The following is a 21,504-nucleotide window of genomic DNA, read 5'->3' on the forward strand; positions in this document are numbered from 1 at the left end:
GCCCCGCGTCCGTAACGCTTGGGTGGACGCGAGGCCGGACGGTACTGCTCAGTGATCAGACGTCGTGTGCTGTCAGACCGGTCAGCTCTTCGCCTTGACGCGGAACGCCGAGAGCTCGGCGTCACGGGTGAAGGTCAGCTTGGCGGCGAGCAGGTTCTTCGAACGCGCGCCGATGCCCTTCTCGTTCCACACCGGGATGGACGGCATGTCCTTGGCGATCAGCTTGTGGGCTTCCTGGTACTTCTTGATCGCGGCCTCGGGGTCGGCGGTGCCGTCCGCCTCCTCCAGCAGCTTGTCCACGGCCGGGTTCGAGTAACGCGAGTCGTTGGACGAACCACCCGTGCGGTACAGCGGGTTGAGGAAGTTCTCGATCGACGGGTAGTCGGCCGACCAGTCGGAACGGCTCATGCCGGTGAGCTGGCCACCGTCGACGATCTGGCGGAACGCACCGAAGTTGGTGGCGCCGACGAACTCGCACTCGACACCCAGAGCCTGCTTGATGCTGTTGCACGCGGCCTCGAGCGGCTCCTTGCGGCCACCGTCCTGGTTGGACTGGATGGTGAGCTTGCCGGTGAAGCCGGACTCCTGGAGCAGCTGCTTGGCCTTCTCCGGGTTGTACGTGCAGTACTCGCCGCAGATGCCCTTCTCGTAGCCCTTGATGCCGGGCGAGACCCAGCCGTCGGACGGCACGTACGAGCCGGCGAGCACGGTCTTGGTGATCTGCTCGCGGTTGATGGCCATCGAGATGGCCTGGCGCAGCTTGACGTTGTCCTTGTACGCCGGGATGTAGTACGGCAGGGCGATCGCGCTCTGGCTCAGCAGGTTCGCGTTCAGCACCTGGTCACCGAGGTCCGCCTTGTACTTCTCGCCGACCTTGGCCGACGGCGGCAGGGCCTCCATGAAGTCCAGCTTGCCCGCGACCAGGTCCTGGTACGCGGTCTCCTGGCTGGAGTAGATCTTGATGTCCAAGGTCTTGAAGTGGACCTTGTCCTCGCCCTTGTAGTCGTCGAAGCGCTCGAGCTTGATCAGCGCGTTCGGCGTGCGGGAGACGAACTTCAGCGGGCCGTTGCCGATCGGCTTGGCCTCGTACGCCTTCGGGTCGGCGAAGAACGCGTCGGGCAGCGGCGAGAACGGCTGGTAGCCGAGCATCGTCGTGAAGACCGAGTTCGGAGCGGCCAGCGTGACCTTGAACTCGGTGTCGGAGACGACCTCGAGACCGGACATCTTGTCCGCGGCCGGCTTCGCGCCCTCGTCCTCCGAGTGCACGTCCTTGTAGCCCTGGATGGGGGCGAAGAACGAGCCGGCCTGCTGCGCGTTGGGCGAGTAGGCGGCGTAGTTCCAGGCGTCGACGAAGTTCTTCGCCTTCACCGGGGTGCCGTCGTGGAAGGTCCAGCCCGACTTCAACTTGATGTTGTAGACCTTGGCGTCGGTCGTGGTGATCGAGTCGGCCACCAGGTTGTAGGTGGCGCCGTCCTCGGCCTTGTAGCCCACCAGCCGCGAGAACAGCGCGTCGGTGACCTTGCCACCGCCCGCCTCGGTCGTGTTGGCCGGGAAGAGCGTGCTCTTCGGCTCGGTGCCGTAGATCGACACCGTGCCTTCCGCGTCTTCCTTGCCCTCGGAGGTGGATCCGCCCCCACCGCCGCCGCATGCGCTGAGCGTCATGGCCAGCGCGGCTGGCAGAGCCACCCACGCAACCAGTGATCGCGACATCAGTCTCTCCCGCCTTTCCCCGGCGTCGGCGCAGTTATTGCGCACGCACGCCTCCCCGGGAGGTCTCGTCCACCTCCCAAAACGTGAGAGGACGTTAACCGGGGTGTCCAGGAGTACGCGCACCGAAAGCGGTCACAAACTTGTCACGATCGCCTCAAGTCGACCTTAATTCGGCTCTAGACCAGGGAAAACGCGATGCCGTCGAGGATGTCGTGCTCGCTGCACACGAGCGTGCGAATACCCGCGCGATTCTCCAGTTCGTCGGCAATCGCACGCAGTACCAGCGCTCCACCGCAGATCACGTCCACTCGACCGGGGTGCATGGGCCCGAGCGAGGCACGTTCATCATGCGTCATGGAGAGGATACGGTCCGTGATTTCACGAACATTGTCAAGTGTGATCCTGCTGAGGTGAATAACGTCGCTGTTGTACACCTCCAGCCCTTGGACCAGGGCTGACAATGTCGTGACGGTGCCGGCGACACCAATCCACGTCTTCGCCTTCTCCACAGGCACCACGGAGAACGCTTCTTTGATCGCTTCGCGCGCAAACGCTTCCGCCTCGGCGATTTCGTCCTCCTTCGGCGGATCGGAGTGGATGAACCGCTCGGTGAGCCGCACACAACCGATGTCCATCGACCTCGCGGCCTCGACCTCCGTGCCGGTGCCGAGGACGAACTCCGTCGAACCTCCACCCAGATCGGTGACGAGGAAGGGTCCCTCTTCCGGGTCAAGATCGGCCACCGCGCCGAGGTACGACAGCCCCGCCTCCTCGTCCCCGGTGATCACCTCGGCGGGCGCGCCGAGGATCTCCGCGGTCATGCCGAAGAAGTCGTCGCGGTTGCTCGCGTCCCGCGTGGCGCTCGTCGCGACCATCCGCACGCGCTCGACGCCCTTGCGCCGGCAGACCGTCGCGTACTCGGCGAGCGCCTCCCTGGTGCGCTGGATCGCCTCCGGTGCGAGCCGCCCCGTCGCGTCCACGCCCTGCCCCAGCCGGACGATCTTCATCTCCCGGTGCACGTCGCGCAGCCACGCGGTGCCGTCGTCGCGCTTGGTCACGTCCGCGACCAGCAGCCGGATCGAGTTGGTCCCGCAGTCGATGGCGGCAACACGCGCCATGTGCACTCCTACAAGTAAGGTCCTACAGCTCCGCGGCAAGCATTGCGCACGAGGACGCCGCGCCCACTCGGCCCGCCGGTCAAAGCCTGTCAGGAGTGGCGATGCCGAGCAGTCCCACACCGACCTGCAGGGTCCTGGCGGTCAACCGGCACAGCAGCAACCGGTTCGCCATCACGGCCGGCGACGGGGCCTTCAGGACCGGGCAGCGCTCGTAGAACGCGGTGAAGGCGGACGCGACCGAGAACAGGTACTGGCACAGCCTGTGCGGCCCGCCCAGTTCGGCGACCCGGGTGAGCACGTCCGAGAGGTCGTCGAGCAGCAGGCCCGTCGCCGATGATCGTCGAACGGAGGTGGCCGACGTGCCTCTCCTTCGCGATGTCCGGCTGGGAGTAGGCGACCACGGTCACGCTGCCCGGCGACACCTCCGCCAGGGGAACACCCGGACGAGGGTCTCTGACCCGTGCCTGCACCTGGCGGAGGATCGTGGAGTCGTCGACCGTCAGGTTGACGAACCCCGGACCGGACACCTCACTCGCAGCCAGCACGCCTTCACCGCGCAGTGCGGCCACGACGTCGCAGGCCAGGTCCCGAGGGTTCGAGCCGGCCTTCTTCGCGAGACCGAGCACGCCGTTCGCCTGCCAGTCGGCGCGATCGGACCGCTGCAGCTCGGGGTCGGCGTCAGCGACACCGGGAAGCGCTGTGGCGATCGCGTCGGCGACCAGCTCCTGAAGCCGGTGGCCCAGAGCAGGCACAGAGGTCATGACCGCGGAGGACCGTTCTGTTCGATGTGGACGATGCCGGTTTCGTTCGGGAGCCGCCAACGCGCACCCACGTCACTGGACCGCGACGGGTGCGACCGGTTCGGCGGGTCGCCACTGCGGGCGTCCTCCGGTACGGGACAACAGGTGCAGGCCGGCACCGGACGCCACGAACATCACGGCCAGCACGAGCCACCCCCGCGCACCGGACTCGAGCGCGGTGACGGAGATCAACAGCGGCCCCACCGTCTGGCCCGCCGCGTAGGCCATCTCGGCGACGCCCTGGTACCGGGCCTGGTTGCGCGGGTGGGCCAACTCCATCGTGAGCCCCCAGGCGCCGGCCTCGCCGAACGCCTCACCACCGGACATCAGCAACAGGGCGAGCAGGAGCAACGCCGACGCGATCAGCACCCCGACCGAGCCGGAGATCGCGAACACCAGGCACGCGGCCGCGATGAGCAGCGCCCCGCGCAACGCCGCGCGGCCGGCCGTGCGCACCTCGTGGCAGCCCTTCGAGGCGACCACCTGGGTGAGGACGATGACCGCTGTGTTCGTCGCGAGCAACACCGCGACCAGCACGTCCGGCGCGCTCGTGTGCTGAGTGACCCACAGCGGCATGCCGATCTCGAGCAGGGCGAAGTAGGTCGCGTTGACACCGACCAGGAACGAGACCGCGAGGTAGCGCAGGTCCGTGAACGGTGACTGCGGCCGTTCCCCCGGTTCGCTCGCCTTCCCGGCGACCGGGGCCTTCGCGGCCGCTTCCGCCGCACTGAAGTCGATCTCCCGTGACAGCAGCGGCAGTGCGCTCAGCGACGTCAGCACCCCCACCAGCACCACCGCGACGCCGAACGCGAGCGGTGTGCCGACGGCGAGCGAGATCCCGGCGAGCAGAGCGCCGATGCCGACCATCACGTTCGTCACGACCCTGATTCGCGCCCGCACGCGCACTCGGTCCGGTCCGGTGAAGACGGATGCGATGAGCGCTGCCCGCGCGGTGATGCCCGCGAACCGCACCGCCGAGATGGCCGACGCCAGCAGCGTGAACGTGACGACGTCGTGCGCGAGCAGGTAGCTGCAGATCAGGATGCCGAGCACCACCAGCGCGCAGACCACCGTGGTCCGCAGACCGATCCAGGCGGCGACGTAACCGCCGGCGAGCGCGCCGAGCACCCCGGCCACGCCCGCACACGCGAGCCCGATGCCGATCTGGGCGGCGGTCAGCCCGACCACGGTCGAGAAGAAGATCGCGCTCACCGCGTAGAACAGACCGGTGCCGAGGCTCGTGGTCGCGGTGGCGAGGATCAGAGCCCTGGTCGCCCGGTCGGTCGAGTGGACGGTTTCGCGGATCTCCGACCACGTCGCCGTCGCGGCAGCACGGATCGCGCCTGTCTCTTCCCCCCGGTTGGACATCACCGAAAGCTATCGGCCGTCACCGGAGCGTGCGAAACGATGTAGCGTATGACTAAATGATCGAGTACGTGCTGGACGCGGACGCCATTCCTCCGGTGCGATTCGGCATCTCGGCCCTGTCCGAGGTGGGCCAGTCGCTCAAGCTGTTGCGCGCACCCGAGCGGGCGCCGTTCCACGCCTCGTGGATCCGCGCGGGGTACGCCCGGCTGGACGACCCGGACGCCGCCGTCCTCGACGCGTTGGTGTCGCCGCAGCTGTGGACTCCGGACTTCCTGCACCCGCCCTCGACAGGCACGACCACGGGGTTCGCCGCCGAGCTCGACGCCATCCAGGCAGGCCGAGAACTGATGGCCGACTACACGTCCCTGCACGTCGGCGGCGACGTGCCGGAAGCGCTGCGCGGTGATTCCGGCGAGGTGCGGGAGCGCATCGTGCACGCCTTGCGCAGCTTCTGGACCACGTGCTTCGAACCGGCCTGGCCGGGGATCCGCCGCGTTCTCAACAGCGACCTGCTGCACCGGGGCGAGCGCATCGCCTCTCGCGGTCTGCCGGCCGCGTTGGCCGAGCTGGGCGACCAGGTGTTGCTGAAGGGCAGGAAGCTGGTCATCCGGCTGAACCGGGAGGGTGCGCTGACCTATCGCAAGTCGCTGGGTCAGGACGAGCTGGTGCTGACGCCTTCGGTGTTCACCGACCGGATCGCCGTGCCGAACACTGAGCACGCGTCGCCGCAGATCGTCTATCCGGCCCGCGGGCGCGGGAACGTGAGGGCCAGCGAGGCCAAGCAGGCGGGCACGGCGTTGCGTCGGTTGATCGGTGCGGGCAAGAGCCAGTTGTTGCTGCTGCTGTCGGAACCGCGGACCACCGCCGAGCTCAGCGACCTGTGTTCCGTGACGCCGTCCGCGATCAGCCAGCAGCTCGGTGTGCTCACCCGCGGAGGTCTGACGCAGGGCACCCGTTCCGGGAAGTACGTGCTCTACCGGCGAACCGCACTCGGGGACGCACTGGTCGCCGCCGGGGAATGAACGCCGGGTGAGGGATTCGAACCCCCAATGGACCTCGGTCCGCCCGCTCAGTACGCGGGTGCGTCTTCCACTTCCGCCACCCCGGCGCCACCGATGGTAGTGGCGATCGCGGTAACGCAGGACGCACACGGGCGGTGCGTCATCGGCGTAGCCTGGCAACAGGGGCGCTGGGGGCTCGCATTTGTGCGCGACTGATGTCGCACGTGATCACGCGCTGCCGTATTCGCCATGGGGTCGTTCTGGGTGTGTCAGCTGGGGAAATCATGAGTTCGTTCAGTTCTTTGCACGGCCGGGTCGTGTCGTTCGCCGACCTGCCTGCCGGGCCGACGGTGGCGCGGAGCTGGTGGGGCGACGAACCGTGGCGGCGTTTCACCGCCAGGGCGCACCACGACGACCTGCGGTTCCTGGTGATCGAGAGCACGAATGGCGAGTTGTGCGCGACAGCTCCGCTGATGTTGTCGACCGAGGAGACCGGCGCGTTCTACCTGAAGCCGCCGGGAATCACCGGTGACGAGCGCGCATTCGGCGACCAGAACAGGCTGACCGCGGAGGAACGCGCGGACTACGACGCACTGCGCACTCGCCTGTCCTCGCTTCGTGCCGGGCAGTACCCGTCAGTCGCGATCAGCACCCGCGGCTCGGACCACGGCGTCGCCGTGGCACCGGCCTCACCGGTCTCCCCCGCCGAGATCTTCGAGGCGCTGCCCGAGCTGCTGGCGGACGCCGCGGCCTCGCTCGACTGCCGGAGTTCCGGTGTCCTCCACGTGGGCGAGGACGACGACACCCAGGGTCTGCGAGCGGCGGCCAAGGCGGCGAACTACGGCAGGGTCGTGCTGGGCGCGGAGAGCGTCCTGGAGATTCCCGCCGTGCACACCCGTGAGGAGTACTTCGCGGCCCTCCGCAGCCGCAGGAGGGTTCGCACGCGCAAGGAGATCAGCCAGTACGAATCCCGCGGTCTGCACACGGTCGTGCGCACCGGCCCGGACGCGATCACCGACGACCTGGTCCTGTTGCAGGCGCGGCTGCGCGCCAAGCACGGCATGTCCGGCGACGTGGAGCCGGTGCGCCGCGAGTTCGAGAACATCCGTGATTCCGCAGGGGATTCGGTCGTCGTGTTCACCACCGAACGCGACGGCGAGACGCTCGGGTTCGCGCTGTGCCTCCACGACCGGGCTCGCGGCGAACTGCACACGCGCTCGACCGGGTTCGACGACGAGGCACTGCACAACTCGGGCTATTTTGTCCTGTTGTACCACGAGGTGCCGAGCTGGGGCGCGGAAAACGGTGTGCGCCGGGCGTTCTTCGGCCTGTCGACCTACGAGGCCAAGCGGGCGCGAGGGTGCCGGCTGCTGCCGCTGTACGGCTACCTCCGGTTCGACGGACCGGAAGGCGATGTCCTCCACCGCGTGGGCGAACTGCAGAGCCTCGGTGAGCAGCGGCGCCTGGCAGCGCTGGACGTGCACCTCACGAGCTGACGCCCGCGAGAAAGTCGTGGCGCGGTCTTGCGCCGAGCCCGCCGGCCCGGACGATCACTGCCCTATCGTGGCGGTCAGGCTCCCGTTCACGACGTGGAAAGGCCGCCCAGCCAGTGCGCATCGTCATGGTCGAAACCGTTGCGGAGTACGCATCTTCAGTCGCGCGAACACTCGGCTCAGCCTCGGCCGACGTGCTTCCGGTGTTGCACCCCGGCAACTCCGCGCTCCCCGCACCCGCGGGTGCCGTGCGGGAGCCGGAGCCGCCGCCACCTGTCCAGTGGTGCCCAACCGGCGCGGCGGGCGTCGAGAACTGGTGCGCTGCAAGGAGTCCGGCCCCGACGGCGGACGGACCTGTGCTCGGTTTCGGGCCAGCCGACTGGGCGTTGCCCGCGGTGCTGCACGCCCACGCGAGCGGTCGCCCGTTCGCGTGGTTCGACGACGAGGCCTCGCTCGTCGAGGCGACCCGCCACAGCACGGGACCGGTCACCGTGTGCGCCGCGCCCGGGCTGCTGAGCCGGAACGTCCAGGACGCACTCACCGCCGCGGTCTCGTTCACGGTGCCGCACGAGGCGATGGCGGCGATCGCCTTCCCCGCCCGGCCGCTGAGCTACCTCACCGCGCGAACGCTGCCGATCCTGACCAGAGTCGTCGCCGCGCACCACCGCCGGTCACCGGATCGCGACCGGTCCGCGCTGGGACTGTTCCCCGACAAGATGATCGGCGTGGCCGAGGACGACTCGCTCACCTTCATCACAGGGGACGACCTGACCGCGGCTGCGGTGCGCCAGGCACCCGAACCGGATCTGCTCATGATGTGGGGACACAGCCGGGAGGACCTGTTCAACCTCGGCCGTGACGGGGTGTGCGGGCGGTCCTTCGAGTTCCTCGACGCTCGGGCGGACGCGAGGGTGCCGACCTGCGCCAGCGCCGGGTCGTGCGTGAAGCAGGGCGAGGTCGTCCCGATCAACCGGCTTGGTGCGGGCGCGGTCGTGCTCGGTGGCTGCAACGTGCTGCGGCTGGGCGGCACGGGGTTGTTCGCGCCCGAGTTCTCGCTGGCGTTCAGCGCGTTGGAGGACAGTGCGAGCGTCGTGGTCACGGCCTCCGGGGTGGTGATCGGCTCTCCAGCGGAGTTCGTGCTGCTGCACCGGCTGCTGCGCGGCGGCAACTCCGTGGGCGAGTCCACGCGGCTGCTCAACGCGATGCTGCCGTTCCTGGGCCCGGACTCCCCGAGCTACCAGGTGCTCGGGGAGGGCGAACGGACACTGTTCACCCCTGCGCCCGAGACCGGCACCAGCAGCACGCAGGTGTTGGAGGACCACACGCGCGCCGAGTTCCGCGGGGTCTGCGCCGAGTACGTGACCGTCGAGGTGCCGCACTTCGATCCCGGCCTGCAGGTCAGGTTCACCGACGACTCGCCGCAACGGCCACAGCTGTACTTCGGTGTCGTGCCGAACGTCGACGGGTCGGCCACCGTCCACCTGATCGGGCCGAGCCGGTTGGCGGACGCGACCTTCACGGTGTCGGTCAGCACGAGCAGAGCGGGCACCGACGCCATCGCCGCGGTGCAGGCGGCAACGACCACGTTGCAGGCGTACGGCAAGTTGCTGCGCGGCTACCACCCGAAGATCAAGAGTAGGGAACCGGAGTGGCGCTCGACCCAGACCTACCTGATCCGGCAAGCGTCCCAGGCGGGCTACGACGTGTCGGCCTGCTCGGAGACCGACCGCAGGGCGGTGGCGACCGCGGCCGAGATCCACGCGGTGGACCGCGCGCTCTGTCAGCACTACGTCGAGCGCACCGCGTCGGCACGCGCGTTCACGTTCCACGAGCAGTGCCTGTTCGAGGACGGCACCTTCACCGTCACGCGGCACGCAGTCGCGGACGCGTGTCCCTACTGCGGTGACGAGGTCATGCACCGCACGGTCGAGTCGAGCGTCGTCGCCGAAGCGCGACGTGTGGTCGGGATCTGCCGGACCTGCGGCACCATCTGGGACCGGCCACAGCACCTGCCCGCCCCGCTGCTGCTGACCGATCCGGTGCTGCGTCCGGCGGTGGCTCAGGCCGTCGGCCTGGAACTGCGCAACCCGCTGGACCGCCGGATCCGCGGCTGGGCCGGTCTGACGGTGCGGCGCGCCCGGCAGTTCGGCTACGTCACCGAACCGTCGGTGGCCGAAGTCGTGCTCGCCCCCGGTGAACGCGAGGTCGTCGAGTTCTCGTTGTCCACCACCGAATCCGTCCCGACCGACGCCGAGTTCCTGCGGGCCTACTTCAGCAGTGAGCTCAGTCTGACCGTCGCCCAGCGCACGATCTGGACGGCGCCACCGCAGGGGCTGGTCGAGCGGCCGGCCAGCGACCTGTCGCACCACTGGTGAGGAGTCCCGTGGAGATCACCGCACAGCTGGCGCGGGCGGTGCGCAGCGCGGTCGGCGTCGAACTCGATCCGGACGTCGCGCTGCTCCAGTCGTCCCGCAGGCCCGGCGTCGACTTCCAGAGCGACATCGCCCTGCAGCTGGCTCAGGTGACGGGCGTCCCACCGCGCGAAGTGGCGGCCGCCATCGCGAACGCCGTGGACCGTGAGGTCGTCGAACTCCCAGAGGTGAGCGGGCCGGGATTCCTCAACGTCGTGGTGCGCAGGTCGTGGCTCTCCGCCGCGGTCGCCAGGGCGGCGGGCGACGCACGGCTCGGCGTGCCCGTCACGTCCTCCCCGCGCCGGATCGCCCTCGACTACTCCAGTCCCAACGCCGCCAAGGAAATGCACGTCGGCCACCTGCGGTCGACGATCATCGGCGACGCCCTGGTGCGCCTGCTCCGCTTCGCGGGCCACGACGTCGTGCCGCACAACCACGTCGGTGACTGGGGCACGCCGTTCGGCATGCTCGTCGAGCACCTGGTGGACGTCGGGTGGGACGGCACGGCCGGGATCGCGGACCTGAACACCTGCTACCAGGACGCCCGTCGCAAGTTCGACTCCGACCCGGCCTTCGCGGACCGGGCGCGGTCACGCGTCGTCGCACTGCAAAGAGGAGACGACCGCACTCGCGAGCTGTGGCGGCTGCTGATCGCCGAGTCGGCTCGCCATCTCGACGAGATCTACGCGCTGCTGGGCGTCTCGCTGACGTCGGCCGACACGTACGGTGAGAGCTTCTACCAGCCGATGCTCGACGAGACGCTGGAAGACTTGCGGCACAAGGGACTGACCGAGCTCAGCGACGGCGCGGTCTGCTTGTTCCCGCCCGGTTTCCGCGGCCGCGACGGTTCCCCGTTGCCGCTGATCGTGCGCAAGAGCGACGGCGCCTACGGCTACCACGCCACCGATCTGGCGACGATCCGCTACTGGACCGGCCCCCGCGGCGCCACCGACCTGCTGTTCGTGGTCGGCGCTCCGCAGAGCCTGCACTTCAGGCAGTTGTTCGCGGCCGGAAGGCAGGCCGGTTACCTCACCGGCGAAGTCCACGCCGAGCACATCGGTTTCGGCACGGTGCTCGACGAGGACGGCCGTCCCGTCCGCTCCCGGGCCGGCGAGTCGGTGAAGCTGGCCGACCTCCTGGCGGCAGCCGTCGACCGGGCGGACGAGGTGCTCGCCGCCCGATCGTCGCTCGGCACCGCCGAACGGGCAGAGGTCGCGCGGGCGGTCGGGATCGGCGCGGTGAAGTACGCGGAGCTGTCGGTCGATCGCTTGCGGGACTACGTGTTCACGTGGGACCGGATGCTGGCGCCCGGCCGCAACACGGCGATGTACGTGCAGTACGCGCACGCCCGCGCGGCCTCGATCCTGCGGGCCGCGGGTGGTTCGGTGGTCGGCCGGCCGGACCTCCGCACCCCCGCGGAACACGCTCTCGCGCTGCACCTGGTCCGTTTCCCCGACGCCGTCGACGCGACGCTGCGCACACATGCACCGCACAAGCTCTGCGCTTACCTGCACGAGACCGCCGCCGCGTTCAACGGTTTCTACGACACCTGTCCGGTACTGGCCGCCGGCGCGCCGCCGGAGGTGCGTTCGTCCCGGCTCGTGCTCACCGGGCTCGCCGCCTCGGTCCTGGCACTCGGGCTCTCGTTGCTCGGGATCGAGGCGCCGGAGCGGATGTGACCGTCAGGCGACGACGACCACCGTGTCCGTCGCCGTGGGCGCCGTTGCCAGGTTCCCGGTGCCACCGTCGGGGAGGAACCGCGCCCACACCCCGCCAGGGCGGCCACCGAACAGGAAGGGGCCGAGCACCGGCGCGACCTCGACGAACTCGGGCTCGTCCGCCGGACCCGGCAGGACCGCCAACGGCACCTTCTCCGTCGGCACGTGCTCCTGCACCACACTCGTCCCCGCGATCGCGGCGTCCTCCACCAGTGCCTGCCATGTTCTCGCGTCGATGTCCTTGCCGATGAAGACGTGCCTGCCGTTGCTGGGGATGCCCCTCTTCAGGACCATGCGCTCGCGGTGCGCGAGCACGTGCGGCACCAGGTCGACCTGCTCGCAGCGCCAGGACGTGTGCCGTTCGGTGAAGATCCGCGTCCACGGCACGTAGCGGTCCACGAGGTCGCGTTCCGCCGAGCTCATCCAGGAACGGCCCTCGGAGAGCAGCCCCAGGGTCAGCTTGTTCGAGAGCAGGCCGGACAGCTGGGTCGACAGCAGCAGGAGGCCGTGGTCCAGCGCCTTGCGGACGGGCTCGATGTCGATGCCGAGCACCTCCCAGTCAGGCACGTTGATGTGCCGCAGACCCACGTGGTACCGCAGGTGCGGCGGGCAGTTCCAGGCCTCCTCCAGCTCCTCCGGCTCGAAGTAGCGCGCGCTGAAACCCCGCCTGGTCAGGTGGTCGACGTCGAGGTCGAAGTACCGGGCCGAGTCCGGGTACTCGACGTGTTCGCGCAACGCGCCGACCCAGGCCAGACGCGGAGGCACGGCGAGCTCCTCGACGACGTCGACGAACAGGTTGGCCCGGCTGGCGATCGGGTCGTGATAGGAGAACGGCAGCTTTCCGTTCTCCTGGCGGTAGATCTTGCGCCACGCCTGGTACCGGCAGTGCGCCTCGACGGTGCCACCGAACCCGCCGCTGATGTTGAACCCCACGAACCGCGGTCCGGTGGGCCCGACGATCACGTCAGGCCGAGCCATGACGTGCGCGTAACGCTCCTCCAGAACCTGGTCCTCGATGAAGAGCGGGTAGTCGCGGGCAGTGGCGCTGAACGCCTCGACCCTCCCCTGCTGACTGGGAGCGACCTCAAGCACGGTGCGGCGCAGCAGGCCGACCAGAACATCGGTCACGCGGAAGAGCTCGGCGTAGGAGGAGTGCGGCAGCACCAGTGGTGTCGCGGCCTGCGCCACCTTGTAGGGGAATCCGAGGTCGCGCATCGACGCGCGCATCACTTCACTGATTCGTTCGGCGGGCGCGACAGCTCCCCGGGGAAGCGCGCTGTACCAGGGGTGGGTCATTCATTCCTCGAATTCAGGCGACCACACTTCGGTGAATACCGAGGTGAGTGCGCGCCAGTGCGAGCAACGGAGTGGAAAGGCCGAGTTCTCCGGCCCTGCGGACGAGATCCCCGATCACGTGTTCCCCTTCCACCGGTTTTCCGGCGCACAGGTCGCGGTAGAGCGAGGACGTCGCGGTCGAGCCCGGCTCGGTGAGGACCTCCCGCGATCGCACGAGCACCTCGGCGCGGATCGGGTGGCCGGAGGCCGCCGCGACCGCCGCGCACTCGGCGAGGGTGCTCTCGGCGAAGTGCCGGCCGCCCGGAGCGGCCACGACCTGACCGACGAGCCCGCGCATCAGGCAGGTGACCGCGCCGAGCGCCGCCACGTGCACCCACTTCTCCCACATCTCGGCGTGGATCCTGGACGACCTCCTGGACGTGAAGCCCGCGCCGGCCAGCGCCGATCCGACGTCGTCGAGCCGGGACGGAGCCGTGTCCAGGACTCCGTGCGCGATCTCGTGGCGGTCGTTGAGCTGGTGGACGGCGCCGTTCGCGTCGAGCGTCGTCGTCACCTGGCACACACCTCCCAGCACCGCGGAGCCGAACCGTTCGGTCAGCAGATCGATGTGCCGCATGCCGTTGAGCAGCGGCAGGATCACCGTCTCGGGCCCGACGGCCGGGGCGAGTTCCCTGATCGCCTGCTCCAGCCCGTACGCCTTCACCGCGAGCAGCACCAGGTCGTGGGCTCCGCGGAGCTCGGCCGCGGTGACGAGCTCCGGGAACAGCGTCACGTCATCGTCCCGGCCGTGGATGGTCAGGCCGCCCGTCCGCAGCTGCTCGGCCCTGCGCGGCCGCACGAGAAAGGTGACATCGCGCCCGGCCCCGGCGAGCCTGCCACCGAAGTAGCCGCCGGTGGCGCCCGCACCGACCACCAGAATTCTCAAGCCACGACCGCCATTCCGCGTTCGTCACGTGCCTCGACCGGCGGCCACGGTGCGCTGCGCCACCGCTGCAACGTCGCGGCAGCGTCGGCCACGATCACACCCGCCATCCGTGCGAGCTGCTCCGCGTCGCCGGTGTAGCTCGCCGCGTCCTCGATCCCGCCGATCTTCAGCAGGTCGACCGCGGATCGCAGCCGCTTGTCGAGCCACCCCAGCGGATCGCTGCTCAGCTCGTCGTCGTAGAGCCGCTTGCGGCCCTCTCCGTTCGGCATCTCCGGGTGCCAGTGGAACCGGTCCTGAGCGCTCGGCGCGGACTCCAGCAGGTCGAACCGGCACACGCCGCGCGTGATGGCGAAGCCACGCGAGGCGTAAATCGAACCGGGCAGGGTGTCCGCTTCCGCCAGTCGCAGTTCGAGCCGCACCCCGCATTCCCTGCCGTCCTGCAGCCGGTTCGGGTTGAGAAAGTCGGTGTCTTCGACCGAAACGCACAGTCTTCCAGCGAGATAGATTCGCATGACTTCAATGGAAGCAGAGCCCGAGTTGGGATGTCAACGAATCCACAAAAGCGAAAACCACCCCGGGAAAAGCCATGCGAAATCGAATGCGGTCGATGTTTCGACCGCATTCGATTTCGTGTTGACCGGGCCTCAGCGACCGGCTCGGCACCGGCTCAGGCCGGCCGAGACGGCCGCGAGCGCCCTGTCGACGTCCGCGGCGTCCACGACGCCCATGTGCCCGAACCGGAACGTCCGTTCGCCACCAGCCGTCACCAGCGTGCCCGCCTGCACGACGACGCCCTCGTCCGCCACCGCGCGCAGCAGGTCGTGTTCCTCGATCCCTTCCGGCACAACGCAGACTGTGACGCCGTTCGCCCGGTCTCGCACGTCTGCGACGAGCACCTGGACGTCGAGAGCGGCCAGCCCCGCGTGCAGTCTGTCGCGCAACCGCGCGTGCCGGTCGACCCGCGCCTGCCTTCCTTCCGCCAGCACCAGCCGCAACGACTCGGAGAGCGCGACGACGCTGTTGCTGGCGGGTGACTGGAAGTACGCGAACTCACCGCGTTCGGTCGCGGCCATCACCGGCAGCCACGGCGCCAGGTCCAGAGCGAACGTGCTGGGTATCCAGGTCCGGTCGCGCATCCGGCGCACCGCGCGCTCGCTGAGTGCGTAGATCCCCAGGCCGGGCGCGGACGCCAGCGCCTTGGAGGGGCCGCCGAGGTAGACGTCCAGTCCCCAGTCGTCGAACTCGACCTCCTCCGCGCCGATCGCCGACACACCGTCCACGAAGCACAGCGCGTCGTGCTGACGCGCTCGCTTCGCGATCTCGGCGAGGTCGGCTCGCACGCCTGTGCTGGAGTCGGCGTGCGCGACCAGCACCGCCTGGAAGCGCGTCTCGCGCAGCGCCTCGTCCACCCGGCCGAGATCAGGCGCCTGGCCGGGCGCGACCTCCAGCGCCACGGCCGGGATGTGGTTGCGCAGGCAGATGTCCCGCCACCGGTCAGCCCACATCCCGGTCGACACGACCAGCACGGGCTCTCCTGGCTGCAGGAGGCTGAGCGCGATGCTCTCCATGCCGATCGTGCCGCTGCCCGGTACCACCGCGACGGCTCCGGTGGTCGTTCCGACGACCTCGCGCAGCCTGCGCAGGCAGCGCCCGAACTCGGCGATGAACCCGGGATCGGTGAGCGGTGGCGCCGGCTCGCTCAGCTTCTCCAGCACCGACGGCGCCTGCCTGGTCGGACCGACCACCATGGCGAGCGGTGGCGTGCGGGTCTCCTGGCGCACACCGCTGTCCACGACTCCTGTCACCGGCTTGTCCCCCTCCGTGTGGCTACACCTGCGTCAGCAGGTAGCCGTTCAACAAGATGATCAATGTGGCGATCACTGCCGCCGCGACCGTCGTCGTGCGCCGGTTGACCAGCTCACCCATGACGGAACGGTCCCTGGTGACCAGCACCAGCGGTACGAGCACGAACGGGATGCCGAACGACAACACGACCTGGGACACGACGAGCGCGGAGTCCGGGCTGACGCCGAGTGCGAGGATCACGACCGCGGGTGCCATGGTGATCACGCGCCGGAGGAGCAGGGGCACGCGGAACCGCAGGAAGCCCTGCATGACCACCTGCCCGGCGTACGTCCCCACCCCGGTCGCCGCGACACCGGAACTCAACAGCGCCACCGCGAACGCGAGCGCCGCGAGACCTCCCGCGAACTGCCCCAGGCTCTGGTGGGCACCGGCGAGCGATCCGTCGAACCCGCCTTCCCGCCCGTAGAACAACGCCACCGCCGTGCCCAGCATCGCCGCGTTGACCAGTCCGGCCAGGCCCATGCCGAGCACGCAGTCGAACCGCAACGACCGCAGCAACCGCTGCTTCGATCCGCGATCGCCTCTGGCCACGACCAGCGCGCCGTGGAGGTACACCACGTGTGGCATCACCGTCGCACCGAGGATTCCCACCGCGAGCACCACCGAGTCACCGCCGTGGAACATCGGCACGAGCCCGCTCGCCACCCCGCCAGGCAACCGGTCGGCGAGCACGAACAGGTCGTACGCGAACCCGCCTGCCACCAGCCCGAGCATCGCGGTGATCACCAGCTCGAACGGCCGATGTCCCTTGCGCTGCAAGGCGAGCACGGCGAGGCTCACCACCGCGTTGATCAAGGCCGCCGGGAGCAGCGGCACCCCGAACAACAGGTTCAACGCGACCGCCGCCCCGACGAACTCGGCCAGATCTGTGGCCATCGTGACGACCTCCGCCTGCGCCCACAGGCCCCACACCACCGGCCGCGGGTACCGGTCGCGACACAGCTCGGGCAGGTCCTTTCCCGTGGCCACACCGGACTTCAGCGACAGGTACTGCACGAACATGCCGATCAGGTTGGCCGCGACGACCACCCAGAGGAGCCCGTAGCCGAACTTCGCACCCGCCTGGAAGTCGGTCGCGAAGTTGCCGGGGTCGATGTAGGCGACAGCGGCGACGAAACCGGGCCCGAACAGGATCGGCAGCCTGGCCGCCGGACGCAGCCGGGAGATGCGTTCCTTCAGCACGTGTGTGTCCTCCGCTCATCCCCTCGGCACCGGCAGCCCGGACGAAATGCGGTGTGCCCGCATGGCTTCGTGCTGATCGGCGACGAGCCGCAGCGGTGAGCAGGGCCGCCCGGTGCACACCAGTGCGAACCCAGCGCTCCGGTCCTCGTCGTAGAACCGCAGCGACGCGGACTGGTCGATCTCGCCGGAGGTCACCCGCACCGCGCACCGCGTGCACCAGCCCTGCCGGCAGAGGGCGCGCAGGCGCAGGCCCTGCCGGCTCGCCGCCTCGAGCACGAACTCGTCCGCGTGAACCTCGAAGCGGGCGGTCACGCCGTCGATCTCGATCTCGACCTCGAACCGTTGCGGCGGAACGGGATCAGGCGTGGCCGAAGGGCCGGTTCCGGCTCCACGGCGCATCTCCCACCTCGCCTCGGCTGAAGTGACCCGACGGCCGTGCGACGCCGTCCCGTTCCATGCTCAGCAGCTCGATGAACCAGGCCTCGTGCTCGACCTCCTCGTTGAGGATCCGCATGGCCAGTTCGTAGGTGCGCGGGTCCTTGCCGAAGGTCATGTCGCAGATCTCCCACCACGACCGCACCGCGCAGCGTTCGGCTTCGAGCAGCACGGTCAGGATCTCCGTGGCGTTCGCCGGGCTGGTCGACTCACCGGTGGCCGATCCCCACGTGAGCCTGCCGTTGTTCGTGTTCGGCAGGTAGGCGTCGGCGCAACCGGCGCGGTCGGCGAGGTCCCTGATGTCGAAGGGCAGGGTGCCGCCCAGCTCGTAGATCCGCGGGAAGATCAGCTCGAAGTGAGAGCGGTCCTCGAGCCGTGCGTCCTCGGTGATCGCCTTGTAGTCCTCGTTGCCGGCGAGGAAGTTCCGCAAGATCGTGTAGTAGTAGTACGTCGTGAACTCGGCCGCTGCGTTGTCGATGAGCTTCTCGCGCAACGCGACGACGTCGAGGCCGCGGGCCTCCAGCTCCTCGATGCTCGCCCGCCTGGTGAGGTCACCCGGTTCGATCGGGCCGCGATATCCGTTTCCGGACGCGGCGGAAGAGCCGTGCCCAACCGCCAGGTGCGGAGCCGGACTCGGGTTTCCCCGTGCCTTCGCCGGTGCCGGCGCGTGCGTGTGGCCGTTCGGCGACGGCGCCGGCCGGGACGCGGAGACGGTGCCGGCGGGCTTCTCCTCGTTGACGTAGTAACGCTGGAACGCCTCCGACGGGTTCATGCCCCTGGCGATCTCGGCGCGGAGCACATCCTCCTTGTCCGCCAGCTTGGTGACGGCCTCGGCGACCTGGTTCGCCACCCCGGCGGGCACGACGACGACACCGGACTCGTCGGCGGCGATGTAGTCGCCGGGTGCGATCCGGATGCCCTCGATCTGGATCGGGTCACGCCCCCAGCCGACCCAGTCGCCGCGCTGGATGAACCCCTGCGGCCGGACGAACCTCGGCACGATCGGGAAACCGATCTGCCGCAGCGAGTGGATGTCGCGAGCACCGCCGTCGATCACCGCACCGGCCGCCCCCTGCGCCTGCAGCGCGGTGACGGACAGGTCACCGAAGATCGACGCCTCGATGCCGTTCATCTGGACCGCCACGACGTGGCCGCTGGGAACCGACCCGAGCATCTCGAACAGACCGCTCGCGCTCTTGCCGTGCGACACCGCCAGCGGGTTGGGCCGGACCTCGACCGGATACGCGGGCCCGACGAACCGCATCCCCGGTGCGAGCGGCAGGAAATCCGGTGAAAGGCTCTGGTTGACGAGTCCGAGCCCGTCGAGAATGTCCGTCAGCGCGCCCGTGTAAACGCTCCCCAGCGCTGCGACGACATGATCCTGAACAGTGGCAGTCATAGCTTCAACACCCGTTCTTCACCCGCAGAAAAATAGGACGGTCCTGAGGCTTCCGCGCTCCGATCATCACCGAGTGCCGGCCAGGTCGTCAAGGCCAGGAAAAGAGTTCGCGAGTTGGTTGCGACTTCCTTGACCGCGCACTCCGGGCCGTCTCACGATGAGCCCGGAACGCCGATCAAGAAAGGATGTGCGGTGACCAACACATCTGAGCAGACTGCCTACCGTTCCGGGTTCGGCAATTGGGACGACCGGGCGAGCGTGCGAACCAAACCGCGGCGGATTCTCGACGAGCAACTCGACGGCAAGCTGTTCTTCCCACCGGAGCTCGTCGGCCTCCTCGGACACCCAGAGGTGGCACGAGTAACCGATGAAGCGCTGGTCAGACGCCTTCTTCTACACCGGCTGCACATCTACCTCGACTTCACCAGCGATCTCGAACAGCTCGTGGTCAACCCCGCCACCCAGCTGATCAGTCGTCGCCGCTGCGGTTTCGAACTACCGCGCCACATGCTCCGCGACGCGTACATGATCTGCACCGACGAATCCTGGCACGCACTGTTCTCCGACGACCTCCAAGAACAGCTCGTGGTCGCCACAGGAGAACACTCGCCAGAGCTTTTCCCCCGCTTTCTGCTCGACCTCGAACGGATCGAATCCGACGAGGACAGCGACATTCGAGGCTTGACGAGGATCTTCTTCACCGTCGTGTCCGAGACGTTGATCTCCGCGATTCTCAACGAAATTCCGCGCGACCAGCGGATCATCACCTCGGTCCGCGAAACAGTGGCGGACCACGCGGAGGACGAACGTCGCCACCACGCCTATTTCGCACAGTTCTTCCAGCACGCGTGGCACCAGCTCGGCCGACGGCAGCGGTCCGCGATCGGCCCACTGCTGCCGGAGTTCGTCACCGCGTTCCTGGGGCCCGACCAGGCCGCCGACGCGCATCTGCTCACGCTGGCCGGGCTGGACCGGGAGACGGTGCACGGCGTGCTGGAAGAGGTGAACGACCCGATCTCCGTGGGCCGGTCGATCCGTGCGGCGGGAGCCGCGACGCTGCGCCTGTTCGAACGAAACGGCGTGTTCGAGGATTCGCGGACCTACGACAGCTTCGCCCGGCTGGGCCTCGTGGACTAGGTGCCCGGCAGCGGTTCACCCGTTCTCGGCAGACCGAGGTTGACGATGCCGAACAGCGCCTCGTTGGTCCGCACCAACGGCTGCACCAGCAGTCCGACGCCGACCAGGAACACCACGGTGCCCACCCCGGCCGGCCCGCCGAGCAGGTAACCGGTTCCCAGCAGGGTGAGCTCGACGAGCAGCTTGCCGAGCCAGAACGGCCAGCGCCACATCTGCACCGTCGTGATCGCCAGCAGGTCGACGGCCCTGATGCCGAAGCCGCTCATGATGATGAACGCGGAACCGTACGCACACAGAAGGGTTCCCGCGGCGAGCACGACCACCGCCGAGACGCCGGCACCGTGCAGGACGTCCACCGCGAGCAGGAGGTCGATCATGCTGCCGCAGAAGAAGAACGTGAACAGCGGCGCCAGCAGGGGCCTGCGCCGCGTCCACAGCGCGACCGCCGCGAGGCAGATGACCGCGACACCGAGCTGCACCAACCCCACCGTGAGCGGCAGGTGTTTCAACACGCCCAGCGCGAACGTGTCCAACGGGTCCGTTCCCAGTCCGGAGTGGACGAACAGGTAGGCGCCCAGTGCGAACAGGACGCACCCGACGAGGTACTTGCCGAGCATCCGCCTCCTGATCACGCCCACTCCTCGACGGTGCGGGTGTCCAGCAGCACCTTTCCGCGCACTCGCCGTGCCTTGAGGTCCTCGAGCGCCTCCTCTGCGCGATCCAGCGGCACCACCCGGTCAACCGGGATCTTCATGTCGGCCGCGGCGAGCTGGTCCAGCGCCCGGCCGATGGCTGAACGCACCCGCTCCTCCGGCTCTGCCACGCCGCCGTACCCGCGGACGGTGATGTTCTTGCGGTACAAGGCCTGCATCGGCAATTCCGACCGCGGCCCGGCCGCCACGCCGTAACTGATCAGCCGCCCGTGCGGAGCCAGCGACTCGACCAGCACACCGGTGTAGCCGCCGCCGAGCGCGTCGAACGCCACCGTGATGCCGAGGCCGGCGACCAGCTCCCGCAGCTCGTCGGGCGTGGCCGCGACGACCGGCTCCGCCCACCCGTCGACGACGACGTCCGCCTTGGCGGGGTCACCGACCTGGCCCCACACGTCGGCGCCGCGGCTGAGCGCGACGCTGGTGACGGCGGTGCCCACACCGCCGGCCGCGCCGAGCACCAGCACCCGATCGTCCTTCGTCACGTCGGCGAGGTCGCACGTGACGCGGACGGCTGTCGCTCCGACGACACCGGCGCAGGCCGCCAGCTCCAGGTCGAGCCCGGCCGGCACCGGCACCAGCGCGTCCCGCGGCGCCACGACGTACTCCGCCCACGTGCCGTCGCGGGCAACTCCGATCCCGCCGCCGTGGACGACGTACCACTGGCCGCCGGACTCACCGACGCCCTCCACCCCGAGTGTGCGGGGCAGCAGGTTCGGGTCACCCACGGTGCCCGCGCGGACGTACGAGTCCACGGGGTTGACCCCGGCATAAGCCATGCGGACGAGGACGTCGTCGTCCGACTCGGGTCGCGCCGGCTCGAGCGGGTGCAGCTCGAGCGCTCCGCCGGGCGTGCTCAGTCGCATCGCCGGAAACCGGTCACGGGTCGTCACCACAACTCCTGTTGCGTAGCAGGGTCTTTCGGCTGCGGGAAC

General features: G+C 69.0%; 18 protein-coding genes, 1 tRNA gene and 1 pseudogene. 5 read left to right on the forward strand and 15 right to left on the reverse strand.

Annotation, left to right across the window (positions count from 1 at the left end; translation table 11 throughout):
• Window positions 1-81: 81 nt before the first annotated feature.
• The 5 genes and pseudogenes from ACFOWZ_RS42475 to ACFOWZ_RS42495 form a co-directional block, all read right to left on the reverse strand.
• On the reverse strand, window positions 82-1,710 hold the full coding sequence (locus ACFOWZ_RS42475; protein ID WP_382379653.1) for a peptide ABC transporter substrate-binding protein: 1,629 nt from the start codon (window positions 1,708-1,710) through the stop codon (window positions 82-84).
• Window positions 1,711-1,886: 176 nt separating this feature from the next.
• Entirely contained in the window at window positions 1,887-2,828 is a 942-nt protein-coding gene (locus ACFOWZ_RS42480) for a Ppx/GppA phosphatase family protein (protein WP_382379654.1), read from the reverse strand.
• Between the two features lie 79 nt (window positions 2,829-2,907).
• Entirely contained in the window at window positions 2,908-3,150 is a 243-nt protein-coding gene (locus ACFOWZ_RS42485; RefSeq protein WP_382379772.1) for a DALR anticodon-binding domain-containing protein, read from the reverse strand.
• Window positions 3,151-3,166: 16 nt separating this feature from the next.
• Window positions 3,167-3,589: pseudogene (gene argS, locus ACFOWZ_RS42490) on the reverse strand (arginine--tRNA ligase domain-containing protein); the annotation flags it as partial.
• Between the two features lie 72 nt (window positions 3,590-3,661).
• Window positions 3,662-4,996 carry an MFS transporter gene (locus tag ACFOWZ_RS42495; RefSeq protein WP_382379655.1) on the reverse strand — a complete coding sequence of 445 codons (1,335 nt, stop codon included), beginning with the start codon at window positions 4,994-4,996 and terminating at the stop codon, window positions 3,662-3,664.
• Window positions 4,997-5,052: 56 nt separating this feature from the next.
• Between ACFOWZ_RS42495 and ACFOWZ_RS42500 the strand changes: the two genes are divergently transcribed.
• Complete coding sequence (locus ACFOWZ_RS42500; protein WP_382379656.1) at window positions 5,053-6,018, forward strand: ArsR/SmtB family transcription factor; 966 nt, start codon at window positions 5,053-5,055, stop codon at window positions 6,016-6,018.
• Between the two features lies 1 nt (window position 6,019).
• Here the strand turns inward: ACFOWZ_RS42500 and ACFOWZ_RS42505 are convergent.
• Window positions 6,020-6,104: transfer RNA gene (locus ACFOWZ_RS42505), tRNA-Ser, on the reverse strand.
• Window positions 6,105-6,281: 177 nt separating this feature from the next.
• Between ACFOWZ_RS42505 and ACFOWZ_RS42510 the strand changes: the two genes are divergently transcribed.
• The 3 genes from ACFOWZ_RS42510 (at window position 6,282) to argS (ACFOWZ_RS42520) (ending at window position 11,580) form a co-directional block, all read left to right on the forward strand.
• A complete protein-coding gene (locus tag ACFOWZ_RS42510; protein WP_382379657.1) occupies window positions 6,282-7,493 on the forward strand; it encodes a GNAT family N-acetyltransferase in 1,212 nt (403 codons plus the stop codon).
• A 191-nt stretch (window positions 7,494-7,684) separates the two neighbouring features.
• Window positions 7,685-9,865, forward strand: coding sequence for a hypothetical protein (locus ACFOWZ_RS42515; RefSeq protein ID WP_382379658.1), 2,181 nt, complete (start codon window positions 7,685-7,687; stop codon window positions 9,863-9,865).
• A gap of 8 nt (window positions 9,866-9,873) precedes the next feature.
• A complete protein-coding gene (gene argS / locus ACFOWZ_RS42520) occupies window positions 9,874-11,580 on the forward strand; it encodes an arginine--tRNA ligase (RefSeq protein ID WP_382379659.1) in 1,707 nt (568 codons plus the stop codon).
• Window positions 11,581-11,583: 3 nt separating this feature from the next.
• Here argS (ACFOWZ_RS42520) and ACFOWZ_RS42525 read toward each other — a convergent pair whose 3' ends face one another.
• From ACFOWZ_RS42525 to ACFOWZ_RS42555, 7 genes are all read right to left on the reverse strand, one after another.
• Entirely contained in the window at window positions 11,584-12,834 is a 1,251-nt protein-coding gene (locus ACFOWZ_RS42525) for a hypothetical protein (protein ID WP_382379660.1), read from the reverse strand.
• A gap of 94 nt (window positions 12,835-12,928) precedes the next feature.
• Complete coding sequence (locus ACFOWZ_RS42530; protein ID WP_382379661.1) at window positions 12,929-13,840, reverse strand: ketopantoate reductase family protein; 912 nt, start codon at window positions 13,838-13,840, stop codon at window positions 12,929-12,931.
• Window positions 13,837-14,352, reverse strand: coding sequence for a hypothetical protein (locus tag ACFOWZ_RS42535; protein WP_382379662.1), 516 nt, complete (start codon window positions 14,350-14,352; stop codon window positions 13,837-13,839). Before ACFOWZ_RS42535 ends, ACFOWZ_RS42530 begins: the two co-directional genes overlap by 4 nt.
• Window positions 14,353-14,484: 132 nt before the next feature.
• The gene (locus ACFOWZ_RS42540) at window positions 14,485-15,645 is read right to left on the reverse strand and encodes a pyridoxal-phosphate-dependent aminotransferase family protein (RefSeq protein WP_382379663.1); all 1,161 of its coding nucleotides are present in this window, start codon (window positions 15,643-15,645) and stop codon (window positions 14,485-14,487) included.
• Between the two features lie 22 nt (window positions 15,646-15,667).
• The gene (locus ACFOWZ_RS42545) at window positions 15,668-16,888 is read right to left on the reverse strand and encodes an Nramp family divalent metal transporter (protein WP_382379664.1); all 1,221 of its coding nucleotides are present in this window, start codon (window positions 16,886-16,888) and stop codon (window positions 15,668-15,670) included.
• Window positions 16,889-16,903: 15 nt separating this feature from the next.
• Window positions 16,904-17,287: a 2Fe-2S iron-sulfur cluster-binding protein gene (locus ACFOWZ_RS42550; RefSeq protein WP_382379665.1), complete on the reverse strand. Its 384-nt coding sequence runs from the start codon at window positions 17,285-17,287 to the stop codon at window positions 16,904-16,906.
• Window positions 17,247-18,722 (reverse strand): RraA family protein, encoded by a 1,476-nt coding sequence (locus tag ACFOWZ_RS42555; protein ID WP_382379666.1) that lies wholly within the window; start codon window positions 18,720-18,722, stop codon window positions 17,247-17,249. The genes ACFOWZ_RS42550 and ACFOWZ_RS42555 overlap by 41 nt, the downstream gene beginning before the upstream one ends.
• Window positions 18,723-18,914: 192 nt before the next feature.
• On the opposite strand from ACFOWZ_RS42555, the gene ACFOWZ_RS42560 reads away from it, so the two are divergent.
• Entirely contained in the window at window positions 18,915-19,859 is a 945-nt protein-coding gene (locus ACFOWZ_RS42560; protein ID WP_382379667.1) for a diiron oxygenase, read from the forward strand.
• Here the strand turns inward: ACFOWZ_RS42560 and ACFOWZ_RS42565 are convergent.
• Complete coding sequence (locus ACFOWZ_RS42565; RefSeq protein ID WP_382379668.1) at window positions 19,856-20,491, reverse strand: YczE/YyaS/YitT family protein; 636 nt, start codon at window positions 20,489-20,491, stop codon at window positions 19,856-19,858. The two genes, ACFOWZ_RS42560 and ACFOWZ_RS42565, sit on opposite strands and share 4 nt — an antisense overlap.
• Complete coding sequence (locus ACFOWZ_RS42570) at window positions 20,488-21,462, reverse strand: quinone oxidoreductase family protein (protein ID WP_382379669.1); 975 nt, start codon at window positions 21,460-21,462, stop codon at window positions 20,488-20,490. The genes ACFOWZ_RS42565 and ACFOWZ_RS42570 overlap by 4 nt, the downstream gene beginning before the upstream one ends.
• Between the last annotated feature and the right edge of the window lie 42 nt (window positions 21,463-21,504).

The sequence above is a fragment of the Lentzea rhizosphaerae genome, from assembly GCF_042649515.1.
Lineage (GTDB): Bacteria > Actinomycetota > Actinomycetes > Mycobacteriales > Pseudonocardiaceae > Lentzea > Lentzea aerocolonigenes.

Bases quoted from the DNA above. Each gene is read 5' to 3' on its own strand.
- ACFOWZ_RS42525 (WP_382379660.1), bottom strand. From the start codon at position 12,834: ATGCGCGACCTCGGATTCCCCTACAAGGTGGCGCAGGCCGCGACACCA.
- ACFOWZ_RS42510 (WP_382379657.1), top strand. From the start codon at position 6,282: ATGAGTTCGTTCAGTTCTTTGCACGGCCGGGTCGTGTCGTTCGCCGAC.
- ACFOWZ_RS42475 (WP_382379653.1), bottom strand. From the start codon at position 1,710: ATGTCGCGATCACTGGTTGCGTGGGTGGCTCTGCCAGCCGCGCTGGCC.
- ACFOWZ_RS42555 (WP_382379666.1), bottom strand. From the start codon at position 18,722: ATGACTGCCACTGTTCAGGATCATGTCGTCGCAGCGCTGGGGAGCGTT.
- ACFOWZ_RS42535 (WP_382379662.1), bottom strand. From the start codon at position 14,352: ATGCGAATCTATCTCGCTGGAAGACTGTGCGTTTCGGTCGAAGACACC.
- ACFOWZ_RS42480 (WP_382379654.1), bottom strand. From the start codon at position 2,828: ATGGCGCGTGTTGCCGCCATCGACTGCGGGACCAACTCGATCCGGCTG.
- ACFOWZ_RS42550 (WP_382379665.1), bottom strand. From the start codon at position 17,287: ATGCGCCGTGGAGCCGGAACCGGCCCTTCGGCCACGCCTGATCCCGTT.
- ACFOWZ_RS42500 (WP_382379656.1), top strand. From the start codon at position 5,053: ATGATCGAGTACGTGCTGGACGCGGACGCCATTCCTCCGGTGCGATTC.
- ACFOWZ_RS42495 (WP_382379655.1), bottom strand. From the start codon at position 4,996: ATGTCCAACCGGGGGGAAGAGACAGGCGCGATCCGTGCTGCCGCGACG.